General features: G+C 41.5%; 8 protein-coding genes. All 8 read left to right on the top strand.

All coding sequences use genetic code 11. The annotated features are described in order from the left end of the window. Window positions 1–144: 144 nt before the first annotated feature. The 8 genes from L1D50_RS15975 to L1D50_RS15940 all read left to right on the top strand — a co-directional run bounded on the left by L1D50_RS15975 (window position 145) and on the right by L1D50_RS15940 (window position 12511). Complete coding sequence (locus L1D50_RS15975; protein WP_239966395.1) at window positions 145–1347, top strand: glycosyltransferase family 4 protein; 1203 nt, start codon at window positions 145–147, stop codon at window positions 1345–1347. Further along, window positions 1344–1943, top strand: a complete 600-nt coding sequence (locus L1D50_RS15970; RefSeq protein ID WP_239966394.1) for a sugar transferase — start codon at window positions 1344–1346, stop codon at window positions 1941–1943. The genes L1D50_RS15975 and L1D50_RS15970 overlap by 4 nt, the downstream gene beginning before the upstream one ends. Then, window positions 1933–2556, top strand: a complete 624-nt coding sequence (locus L1D50_RS15965) for an acetyltransferase (protein ID WP_239966393.1) — start codon at window positions 1933–1935, stop codon at window positions 2554–2556. Before L1D50_RS15970 ends, L1D50_RS15965 begins: the two co-directional genes overlap by 11 nt. Before the next feature lies 1 nt (window position 2557). Beyond that, window positions 2558–3733 carry a DegT/DnrJ/EryC1/StrS aminotransferase family protein gene (locus tag L1D50_RS15960; protein ID WP_239966392.1) on the top strand — a complete coding sequence of 392 codons (1176 nt, stop codon included), beginning with the start codon at window positions 2558–2560 and terminating at the stop codon, window positions 3731–3733. 130 nt (window positions 3734–3863) lie between these two features. Further along, window positions 3864–5825, top strand: a complete 1962-nt coding sequence (locus L1D50_RS15955) for a nucleoside-diphosphate sugar epimerase/dehydratase (RefSeq protein WP_239966391.1) — start codon at window positions 3864–3866, stop codon at window positions 5823–5825. Window positions 5826–6028: 203 nt separating this feature from the next. Next, window positions 6029–8149, top strand: a complete 2121-nt coding sequence (locus L1D50_RS15950) for a YjbH domain-containing protein (protein ID WP_239966390.1) — start codon at window positions 6029–6031, stop codon at window positions 8147–8149. A 542-nt stretch (window positions 8150–8691) separates the two neighbouring features. Further along, window positions 8692–10302: a hypothetical protein gene (locus L1D50_RS15945; protein WP_239966389.1), complete on the top strand. Its 1611-nt coding sequence runs from the start codon at window positions 8692–8694 to the stop codon at window positions 10300–10302. A gap of 595 nt (window positions 10303–10897) precedes the next feature. After that, window positions 10898–12511: a hypothetical protein gene (locus L1D50_RS15940; protein WP_239966388.1), complete on the top strand. Its 1614-nt coding sequence runs from the start codon at window positions 10898–10900 to the stop codon at window positions 12509–12511. The last annotated feature ends 55 nt before the right edge of the window (window positions 12512–12566 follow it).

Genomic DNA, 12566 nt, shown 5'->3' with positions numbered 1-12566 from the left:
ATTTTATTCAGTGTCATTTTTAGTTATAGGTTTATTAGATCCCTACAATGTTTCACGTTATAGTTTGGAGCCTTTAAGGCTATACGAATATAAAACTGAGGCACAATTATATCAGGAAATTGATGATTTTTATGAGGAGTCGTTATGAGAATCTGGATCTTTAACCATTATGCGCAACCCCCTAAGTATCCTGGCGGAACACGTCATTATGACTTAGCTAGTTCACTTAATGAAAAGGGGTGTACAGTTAATATTTTCTCATCAAGTTTTCATTATACTTTGTTAAAAGAGTTACTTCCTAAATTTAAACTCTCCTCTGTAGTTAGTTATGATGGAGTGGAATTTATTTTACTTAAAACCGTGGGTTATAAAAAAAATGGTTTTGCTAGACTTATGAACCTTGTGTCTTACCCCTTATCATTGTTATTGCACTTGGTTACAAAAAAAAGACCTAGACCAGATGTTATTATTGGTAGCACCGTCCATCCTTTTGCCGCTTTAATAGGTTGTGTTGTGGCTAAGTTTATTGGTGTGCCACATGTTTTTGAGGTGAGAGATCTATGGCCGGAAACGTTTATAGATATGGGAGTTTGGGAGCGTAACTCATTGGCTTCGAAGGTCTTTTATTTTATTGAGACATTTACGATAAAACGTTCTTCTGCATATGTCGTTTTATCGCCACTGACGGTTGATTATTTATCTAAAAGGTATAATGTTGATCGATCAAAAATACTGTTTCTGCCTAACGGAGTAAATGAGTCATTTTTTGCCAGCGATCAGCTTGAAAAATCACCTAGCTCAAGAGATGCTCTAACAATAAAATACGTAGGAGGTTTAGATTCGGTTCATGGACTAGATTTTTTGTTGGAAATAGCCAATCATTTACCACAAGGGTATAGAATATTACTTGTTGGTGACGGTAAGGATAAAGTTAGATTAATCAATAAAGCAGAAAGTATGAAACTGAAAAATGTTACCTTTCAGCCGCCAGTTCCAAAGTGTGATGTCCCTGATATAATAAAAGATTCTGATCTTCTATTCCTTAGCACTGCGGACGTATTTTATGGTAGTGAAAACAAGCTTTATGAATACATGGCTGCAGCGAAACCCATAATCGTTGCTTCGAATGCATCACACAATAACCCTGTACAAGAGCTCAATTGTGGCATCGTGCTAGATCGGGAGAACCCCGCGGCTTCAGCTGATAAGCTTAAAGTTTATATTGAGAATAACTACGAGAAGTTTGATGAGATTGGAAACCGCGGATATAAGTATGTATTAAATAACCGGAAAACTTCCATACTTTCGAGTAAGCTATTTAGCTTTTTATCTGGAGTGATAAGATGAAACTGCTTATTGATACGGTGTTTTCAGTTGTGCTGCTTTTGATGTTGTCACCATTAATAATAGTGGTTTCTTTACTTATTTATTTAAATTTAGGCTCTCCTATTTTATTTACTCAAGCTCGGCCGGGCCTCAATGGCAAAATATTCAAAATGATGAAGTTCAGAACCATGCTGGATGCTAAAGATAAGCAGGGGAACTTATTGCCAGATGACCAGCGTATGACCAAGTTTGGCGGTTTTTTGCGTTCAACTAGCTTAGACGAGCTACCTGGACTGCTAAATGTGATTAAAGGCGATATGAGCTTAGTTGGGCCTAGACCTTTACTCGTTCAGTACTTACCGCTTTATAGTCCTGAGCAAGCGCGTCGCCATGATGTCCGCCCTGGGATTACTGGCTGGGCACAAGTGAATGGCCGTAATGCAATTAGCTGGGAAGACAAATTTAAGCTTGATGTTTGGTATGTAGAAAACCAAAGCTTTTTACTCGATATAAAAATACTCTTTTTGACAGTAAAAAAAGTCTTTGTACGCGAAGGAATAAGTGGTGATGGACACGTAACTATGGAGCCGTTCAAAGGGAATCAAAATGATGGCTAAACTGGCTATTTTAGGGGCAAGTGGTCACGGAAAAGTAATAGCGGAAATCGCTGAATTAAACGGTTATCACGTCGAGTTCTTTGACGATGCATTTGAAGTTAAGAGCAAGCTTGAGCACTGGTCTGTAGTTGGAGATTCTGAGGCGTTAGCTCAAAGACTCGATAGTTACGAAGGCGTAATAGTTGCTATTGGTAATAATCAAATTAGAAAAGAGAAGCTAGAGAAACTGTTAGCTCTTGGAGCTAAAACGCCTGCATTGCTCCACCCGAGTGCTACGGTAAGTAAATTAGCTAACATTGGTGAAGGTACAGTCGTTATGGCTGGTGCAGTGATCAACGCTTTTGCTCAAATCGGTCGGGGCTCTATCATCAACACGAATGCGACAGTTGAGCACGACTGTTTTATACAGGACTATGTTCATATATGCCCAAGTTCAGCAATTGCCGGCGGCTGTAAAATTGCCAGTGGAGTGTGGGTAGGTATTGGGAGCTCTTTTAAACAGTTGATTGAAGTTGGAGAACTAGCGATTATTGGTGCTGGTTCTGTTGTTGTACAAAATGTTCCAGCAGGTGTTACAGCATATGGTAACCCTGCTAAAGTTGTGAAGGATTAAGATGTTAAATTCCCCGTTTTCCCCTTGGCCTAGCTTTACTCAGCAAGAAGCAGACGCAGTAAGTAAAGTTGTACTTTCTAACAAAGTGAATTACTGGACAGGTACAGAAGGGCGTGAATTTGAAAAAGAGTTTGCAGCTTGGACTGGTGCTGAGTATGCGATTGCACTTGGTAATGGCACATTAGCGTTAGATATTGCGTTGAAAGCATTGAATGTTGGTGGAGGAGATGAGGTTATTACTACTCCTCGTACTTTCTTAGCTTCTGCAAGTAGTATTGTTACAGCGGGAGCTGCACCTGTATTTGCCGACGTTGACTTAAATAGCCAAGCTATTACTGCTGAGTCTATTAAAGCGGTTTTAACACCTCAAACAAAAGCAGTTATTGTGGTGCATTTAGCTGGGATGCCTGCTGAAATGGATGCAATCATGGCCCTCAGTAAAGAGCATGGCTTCTATGTTATAGAAGACTGTGCTCAGGCACATGGTGCTAAGTATAAGGGGCGTTCGGTTGGTACAATAGGCCATATAGGTGCTTGGTCATTTTGCCAAGATAAAATTATGACCACTGGTGGTGAAGGTGGAATGGTTACTACAAACTCCAAAGACCTATGGTCAAAAATGTGGAGTTATAAAGACCACGGTAAAAGCTTTGATGCCATTTACAATCGTGAACACCCTCCTGGATTTCGCTGGTTGCATGAGAGTTTTGGCACTAATTGGCGTATGACAGAAATGCAAGCGGTGATTGGGCGTATTCAACTTACTCGTATGTCAGACTGGACGGCTAAAAGGCAAAGCAATGCTCAGGCAATAGATCAAGTTGCAAAAGCATTTAATGTGGTACGTACAGTGCGCGTGCCGGATTATATTGAGCATGCAGAGTATAAACATTATTTGTTTGTAAACTCTGCGGCGCTTAGGGAAGGTTGGACAAGAGATCGCATAGTCGACGAAATCAACACGCTTGGCGTGCCTTGTTTTCAAGGTAGCTGCTCAGAAGTTTACCTAGAAAAAGCCTTTGATAGTACGCCTTGGCGACCAAAAGAGCGTTTAACGAATGCAGTAGAGTTAGGTGAAACATCTTTAATGTTTTTGGTACACCCAACGCTTACCACTGAAGAAATCAGCAAAACTTGTGAGGTAGTAAAGCAAGTACTTCACAAAGCATCACTATAAATAGGAAGGGTGCGCACGCATCCTCCATATTTTCCTCATACATTTTTGCTACTTTTGTGTATACTGCAACATGTACTATGCTTTAGTTCGTCTGCGGTTTTAATTCGGATTGGAATAAAAAGGGAACACAATGGATAGTTGGTTTCGCGCTTTACTTGGCGCTTCTCGTAGCCAAAAACGACTTCTTACGCTCGTATTAGATTCAGTTTTTATAGTCTCAGCCTTTTGGTTAGCGCTTATTGTTCGCCTTGATAGCTTTGCACCATTGGCTAATTTTAATAACTGGTTAATCCTCGCGTTATTACTCCCCATTAGCTTGGTGATATTTGTAAAACTTGGTTTATATCGTGCAGTGCTCCGTTACGTCGGGGCTAATGCCGTAGGTGCTGTTGTACTTGGTACAGTTATTAGTACTGTGATTTTAGTGTTGTCTTCGTTTTTTACGCAAACCGCCATCCCTCGTACTATGCCGTTTATTTATGCGTGGTTGATGATACTTTCTGTGGGGGGGTCGCGTATTTTGGTGAGAGCACTTATTTGGCGATTAACCTCATTTACTAAAACCCCAGTGGTTATTTATGGTGCTGGAGATGCAGGCCGGCAGTTAGCTACTGCGCTAGCAACAGGGCCTGACTATTATGTTACGGCGTATCTAGACGATGACGCTACCAAACATAATGCTATTATCCAAGGGATCCCCGTTGTCGCCTTTGATGAAATCTATAATTTGATAGATAAAAAGCGAGTAAATAAGGTTTTGCTTGCTTTACCAAGCGTATCGCGCTCTCGCCGTAAAGAAATACTCACTAAGTTAGAAAAACTGCCGCTCGAGGTGATGACGGTGCCAGGTATGGCAGACGTTATTGACGGTAAAGCGCAGCTTAATGATATAAAAGAAGTCGAAATCGAAGACTTATTGGGCAGAGACCCAGTAGCGCCACAAGCAGAGCTGATGGCTGCAAATATAGAAGATAAAGTCATTATGGTAACCGGTGCCGGCGGTTCTATAGGCTCTGAACTATGCAGGCAAATTATATTAAATGGACCTAAAAAGTTGGTGCTTTTTGAGGTGTCCGAGTATGGTTTATATAGCATTGAAAAGGAGCTGAATCAGCTTGCATTGAATAAAGGCGTATCATTGGAAATAGTACCTGTGATGGGGTCGGTTCAACGTATCAACCGTATTGAAACTTGCATGAAAGCCTTTGGGGTGCAAACTGTCTATCATGCCGCGGCCTACAAGCATGTACCGCTTGTAGAGCAAAATGTTGTTGAGGGTGTTCGTAATAACGTATTTGGTACTTATTACACAGCTAAAGCCGCTATTAACGCGGGAGTAGAGACTTTTGTATTAATCTCTACAGATAAAGCGGTGCGCCCCACAAATGTAATGGGTGCAACCAAGCGTATGGCAGAGTTAGTGTTACAAGCCTTGGCTGAAAGTAAAGTAACGTCTAAAAATACCCGTTTTTGCATGGTACGTTTTGGTAATGTGCTTGGTTCAAGTGGTTCAGTGGTGCCTCTATTCCGTAAGCAGATTAAAGAAGGTGGACCAATTACCTTAACGCATAAAGATATCACCCGGTTTTTTATGACCATACCAGAAGCTGCGCAGTTAGTTATTCAGGCGGGTGCTATGGGTAAGGGGGGGGACGTATTTGTGTTAGATATGGGAGAGTCTGTTAAGATCAAGGATTTAGCGACCAAAATGGTGCACCTTTCTGGCTTAGAGGTTAAATCAGAGTCCAACCCTCATGGCGATATTGAAATTGAATGTACAGGATTGCGACCAGGTGAAAAGTTATATGAAGAATTATTGATTGGTGACAATGTAGAAGAAACCTCTCATCCACGGATCATGACGGCCAACGAGGTAAAACTACCGATGGCAGAGCTTGAGTCTTTTATGAGTGCAATGGACACGGCTTGTCATAATTTTGATCATGAACTTATTCGTAAATTGTTGCTAGAAGCACCTACAGGTTTTAATCCTACAGATGGTATTTGTGATTTGGTGTGGAATGAAAAACGCCAAGTACTTGAAGTCGAGTGTGAGTCCGAGCTGAAAGTGGTTAACTTTAGAAACGTGTAACATGCTTATCGCGGGGTTATACATTCGTAGCGGCGACTCTATGTCGCGACGATCTTTTTCGGGCTAAACCCGCTGCTACGAGGTTGGGTTTTTCTATACTTCATTGTAGGATATCTACATAATACTTATAACGGTGGCTGAGTTTGTTAATTTGCTCTTTCACACTTAATTCAAGAATTGAAAATAAAAATCGGTCTGCGCACATGTCAAAAATAAATACGATTCTTGCAGGTAGTATTGCACTTGCAAGCATACCTGTTTTAGCTGATACCCAAATAAATAACTACACTGCATTTGCGGGGTACACTGGTATTTTTAATACCCCTACTGCTGAGGTACTTGAAAAGGGAAGTATAGATATTGGTTACAATAATCAACTTGATCACAGTGGCAATGTTTACCTCGATGGTCACAACTATATTTTCTCAGCGGGTGTGTTTGACGGTTTAGAGGTAAGCGGTATGATTGCTTCTAATACAATGCACGACAATCTATTTAATGCTGAAACGAAAGCCGAAAATCAGACCCGTGACCTTTCTTTTAATCTTAAATACCAACTCCCTTTTGTGCCTAAAGAGTGGTTTAACTTAGCAGTAGGGGGTAAAGACCTCGGCGGTGCGGCTAACAATTATGAAACCTATTATTTGGCAGGGTCTCGTGAATGGAACGACTTTAGATTCTCTGCAGGTTTTGCGGTAAGCGATCGTGCAACTGGGCAAATGGATGGTGCATTTGCTGGGATTGAGTGGCAGCCACTAGACTGGCTAGCTGTACAAGTGGAACATGATGCTGATGCAGTTAATGCCGGTTTGCGCTTAACAGTACCAAAAGCATGGATTTATGATGTAGGTACTTTAACGCTTACCAGTAAGTTTTACAGTAATACCGATCACGCTGAAAAAGACACTTTTTGGGGTGTAAACTTCTCTATGCCTTTGTTTGAGCAGGCAACATTAAATGACCCCTTAGACGCAGCTCCAGCGCCAACGCTTGATGCAGACGCCGAGCGAGAGGCGGCATTTAAAGCTCATTATGAGGAGCAGCGCCGTCTCGCCCGTAAACCTCTTCCTGAAGCGAAAAAAGAAGTCACAGAGCGTGATGAATATAAAAAGTCTCTAACAATGCAAACGCGCGCTTTAAAAGCGGCACTCTTGGAAGATGGCTTTGAGTCGGTGAGTGTTGGCTTTAATCGAGACCCTCATGTTGTCGTGAGTTTTGAAAACTATGTTTTTAATCGCAACGACATAGATGCAATTGGCTTAGTATTAGGTCGTATTGCTGAACATGTGAACGAGCCGAACGCGCAGTTTACTGTTCAATTGCTAAACCGTGGTATTCCAATGTTGGCACTTAGAGGCCACATTAATAACTATAGAGAGTTTGTAAATACTGGCACTACACCTGATATGGATATTCGTCGAGGCGAAATGGATCCAATTGGTAGTGTGTCTTGGGTTGGTATGCCAAAGGCAAATAGCGCGTACTTTAAACCAAGGTTAACCGTTGGTCCTGCACTGGACTCAAGGTTGGCAACGGAGCTGGGAGTTTATGATTTCTCACTCGCTTTAAAAGCTGATGTTGATGTACCAATGTGGTATGGCGGTGGTATTAATTTAAGTGCCGAAACTGAAGTTGCCAATACGAGTGACTACGATGATGGTAAGGCATTTGGCCGTTTGGCTAAACAAAGTGGCTTAACACAAGCGACTATCTATCAAACATTTGCACTGCCTTATGGTATTTATAACCAAACACATATCGGCTTTTTTAAAGAGTTTAATGATTACACAGGTATTAAGAACGAAACGACCTGGTTGAGTGGCAATGGTCGTCATCAATTTTCAGCAGAGCTTGGATACTTTGAGTACGATGATTATGACTTAGATAAGGATTATCAAACCTTGTCTTATCGTTATAACTGGGTTGAGCAAGATGTCAGTTTTCACGCAACTGCAGGTCGATTCTTTTATGAGGATAGTGGTGTTAAATTAGAAACGCGCTTCTGGTTTGGTGATAGCTACGTGTCGATATTTGCGCAAGATACCGATGTGCAAATCGCAGGTATATCTTTTAGCATTCCACTTACACCTAGAAAAGACATGGCACCAACACGTTATGGTCAAATTAAAGGAAATGAGGCGTGGCGTCATGCTGCAAGTACGCGAATTGGTGAATCAACAAATGCCATTGCAATTGGTCGAGGTCATTTAGTTAACACGCCGGTTAATATTGATAAAACATTCTTAAACCAAGGACGTTTGTCGAGCAGCTATGTATATAGTAACTTGGCTCGACTAAGAGAAGTGTATTTGACCTATAAATAAGAGATGGTCACAGGTAAGTCTACAATAACTAGGAATTACCTATTCGTAGCGGCGACTTTGTGTCGCGGTGTGCTTATCGCGGGATAAACCCGCCGCTACGAGAGTGGTGTTTTGGTGTGTTTTTACGGAGTAAACCGTGGTTACGGGTCGCGATTCTCTTTTTAATTTTATCTCGTGACGATAGCTACACATTTACAATTTATGCCTCGTTAATAAATAACCATTATGTTGCGATTATTTACGATAAATTTCACTTCATTCATTGTGTATTTAGTGTACCAACGGTATCCTACTTTTAAACTAAATCAAGCGGTTGGATCTAACGCTTTACTGTGATAGATTAGCAGGGTCATCGTGGGCTGTTTATATCTTAGTCATAGAGTTGACTGCAAAGCTCACGTTGAATCGGGTCAGGGAATGACTTAGTCCCTGTCTACCATACAAATTTTTAATTTAAAGCTTCCGTTCCTAGCAATGGAGCTTTTTTGTGTGTTAACGCGCTAACGTGGCGTTGTTAATGAAAAAGAAAACAAGGACTAATCATGATTGCAAACAAAAAATCTCTTCTTGCGCTGTCAGTCGCTTCTGCGTTGACGCTTTCTGGCTGTTTCAGTGACGATGACAATAACGTAACTATCCCGCCACCAGAGCCTACAGATCCAGTAGTAGTAGCGCCAGAAGCACCTGATGCACTTTCTCTAGTTGTGAGTGGTAGCGTTGTTGATAAAGATAGCACTAACATTGTTCCAGCTAAAATCACATTCCTAGAAAACGGCGAAGCTTCTGAAAATATCGTAAATACCAAAGGCGAAGTAACGGCAACAGTTGAAACTGGTGCAGCCGGTAACTTTGTATTTACTGTTAAAGAAGGTGCAGAGCTTTCTCAAATTACAGCTGTTGTAACCGCTGATGGCTACTTCTCAAAGAGCTTTAATATTGATCTTACTACGGAAGAAGATGTTGCTGAAGTGGCGGTTCAATTAGCGCTTGTTTCTAAAAATACTGATTCGACAGTTGAAGAAGTTGTGGAAACTGAAGTTGAAGGCGGTGTTGTAGATGCTGCAATCACAGCAACTGCTGCAAAAGGCAAAGCTGGTGCTGATGTAGTAATTCCTGCAGGTGTTGTACTTCGTGACGCAAACGGTGAAGCTATCACTGGTACAAAAGTATCACTGAACGTTGGCTCTGCTGATCCTACATCTTCAGCTGCCGGTGCAGTTCTTCCTGAAGGACTGAATGCAGATAGCGCTGCGACCTTAGCAGCTCCAGTTGGTGTTGCTAACGTAACAATGACTGATGAGAATGGCGTTAAGATCAAAAAGTTCAGCAACCCAATCTCTATCTCAATCTCTATTCCAAAAGATACTGTACTAGCATCTGAAGGCCGCGCTATTGAAACTGGCGATGTTTTAGGCCTTTCATCTCATAACGAAGATACAGGCGTTTGGACTAAAGAGACTAATAATGAAGTTACTGTTGGTGCTTTAAACGAAGCTGGCACGGCTTACAAAGCTTCATTTATGACAGATCACCTTACATTCTTCACCGCAACTGATGAAGTTGCCGTATGTAACAATGATGTTTCTGTAAATATCACTGGTGACGTACCAGCAGGCGGCTTATTTGTTGACGTTCAGTCATCTGATATCAATGCAACTAAGTTTATCGCTTCAGGCGCAACGTCTAAAGTGATTTACACTGCAGAGAACGCGGGTAAAAACAATGTAAGCGCTGACGCTACTGCGCGTATTGTACTTCGTGACGCAGAAGGTACAGTGTGGTTTGATTCTGAAAATGAAGTAGCAGTATGTGGTGAAGCTGTTGCAGTAACGTTAGAAGCGCCAGCGGTTGAGTACACAACAGCATCTTTCGACTTGACGGGCGTTTGCTCTAATGACGAGTCGGTTTCTGTTCCAGTACAAAACTCAGTGGTTACTTACCGCCGTGCTGACAAGGCAACATATCTTGCTGCAAATGCTGAAGGTACATACTCATTAAATAACCTAGTTGTTGGTGAGACGTACACAGTGAGCATTGATGTATTGTCACTAGAAACTGCAGAAGATCAGGCGACATCATTCACTTTTGACGCTGGTACTGAAGTTGCTAACCAAGAGCTAAAAATGGCTTGTGAAGAAGTTACAGGTTCTTAATAGCCTTAGCTTATAAGCTGACTACAAGTTAGATATAATAAGCCCTGCTTTGGTAAGCAGGGCTTATTTTTTTGCAGTAGCTCAGCCACTGAGAATTATGCGGGTATTATTTACTCTATTGAAGTACCTCACAATCTACTCGAGCTGTTTAGTCACACTTAAACCCAATTTAATTTAGTGAATTACTGAACGTCTAAACGATCTTGCAACCCTCTATTTTAGTGTTGTTGAATCACAACCAAAGTCATTCATGCAAATACCAAAAAAGCACTAGCTTCAAATTCAGCACACCGATATCGCTCTGCCTTATTTCGAGTTGGTAACACTTAAAAAGCTTGTTGATGGGCTAGATTAGAAGCCGAATTTAGGCTGAGCTATAGTCATGAAAGCGCTGTGTTAAGGTCAGTCACTTGAGCGCGTATTTCGAATATCTAGAGTGTTATAAAGTCGTTCAAAATTTTAAGTCTTTAGTCAGTTAAAAAATTTTATTTCCAAACTGGACAATCCTTAAACCTTTTCTATATTTAAATTTCGATGTACTAAAACGCGCGTTAGCGCTGCTTGGCGCTTTCAAAAAAGGGAACAAGGACCAATCATGATTTCGAACAAAAAATCTTTACTCGCTTTATCTGTAGCTTCAGCTTTAGCTCTTTCTGGCTGTTTTAGCGATGACGATAACAATGTGGTAATCCCTCCGCCACCTGATCCAACAGATCCAGTTACAGTTATTCAACCACCTGAGGACTTAGTTACTGAGCAACCTGCAAAGGTTTTTTCTGTGAACGTCGTAAACAAAGCGAACTCCGACGTATTAGAAGGCGCTGTTGTTAAGTTTTTGGTGAACGGGCAACCTGCAACAGTAATCACAGATGTAAACGGTACTGAAATTTCCTCCGTTACAGTTGACGATACAGGTAACTTTAACTTTTTTAGTAAAGAAGGTGCATCCGGCAGCGTGACCGCCGTTGTGAGCCAATCTGGCTACGTGTCTAAAAGCTTTATTATCGACCTATCTACAGAAGTAGAGGAAGGTTTTATTGATATTCCACTAGAGTTTGGTTTGGTTGCAGCTAATACTGCTGGACTGAAATCAGCTCAGCAAACCGCGACGGTAGCGAGCGCAACTACTTCGGCAGCTGTTACCGCTAATGCATCAGAAGCCGGCGCTAGTTCAACAGTTACGGTTCCCGCTAATACGGTTTTACGTGATGCCGATGACGAACCTGTAACTGGCACTGAGATTACATTGGATGTGTTAGCTGCTGATGCATCCAATACAGATGCAACCGCTATTATTCCTGAGGGGCTAAATGCGAACTCCACGACTCAGGTTAAAACTACGCTTGGTGTAACTAATATCACAATGAGTGATGAAAATGGTACCAAGATTAAAAACTTCTCTAGTCCAATTAATGTATCGGTAAATCTACCGGCTGATAGCGGAGTAACTGCAGGAGATACATTAAGTATTTCTTCACATAACGAAGACACGGGTACTTGGTCTAGTGAGACAAATATGGCAACTGTAGGTGCTGCCAATACTGATGGCAGTTTTCCAGCTTCGTTTGAAACGGACCACCTAACGTTTTTTTCTATTGGCAAAAATGCTCCTCTTTGTACCGCAGGAATAACACTTAGGTTGGTTGGTAATATTCCTGCTAGAGGTTTAGCAATTGAGTTGTCTTCAACAGATGGCACAATCGGTAGCTATACGCGCAAAGAGGTCAAAGCGATCATTCCTGCTTCTTCGGCTGCACGATACGGTATTTCGTCAAATGCCACTGCAAAAGTTCGCCTTTATGATTACTCTGGAAACGTTTGGTATAATTCTCAAACTGAGGTTCCTGTTTGTGGTGAAGTTACAGCAAATATAGAAAGCACAGTAGAAACGTTTGATAAGAACGTAACACTAAATGGAGTATGTGCTCAAGATGCGACTGTGAGTGCTGACCTATCGGGTTCAATTGTAACTTATGCTAAAAATGGTAAGGCTGCAGGACTTGCACAGGCACAGGGAGACTCAACATTTAAGTTATCAGGTATAGAAGCTGGTGCGAGTTATAAAGTGAGAGCAACAATTCGTGGAGCTAAAGTAGATGGTGGTGGTCAGTCTCAAACATTTACTTTTGAAAACGTTCAGAATGATAACAACGCTTTGACGGGCACTGTGAATATTGAGTGTAACGAAGTTCCAGTAACTGGTTCATAGGTAAAAATGATTAGTCCAATCAGTTAAGCCGCGGAGACGCGGCTTTTTTCTTGCC

Source organism: Pseudoalteromonas sp. Isolate6 (assembly GCF_022398435.1).
GTDB lineage: Bacteria > Pseudomonadota > Gammaproteobacteria > Enterobacterales > Alteromonadaceae > Pseudoalteromonas > Pseudoalteromonas galatheae.
The sequence above is the reverse complement of the archived record's forward strand: the minus strand, read 5'-3'. Positions and strand labels throughout refer to the sequence as shown.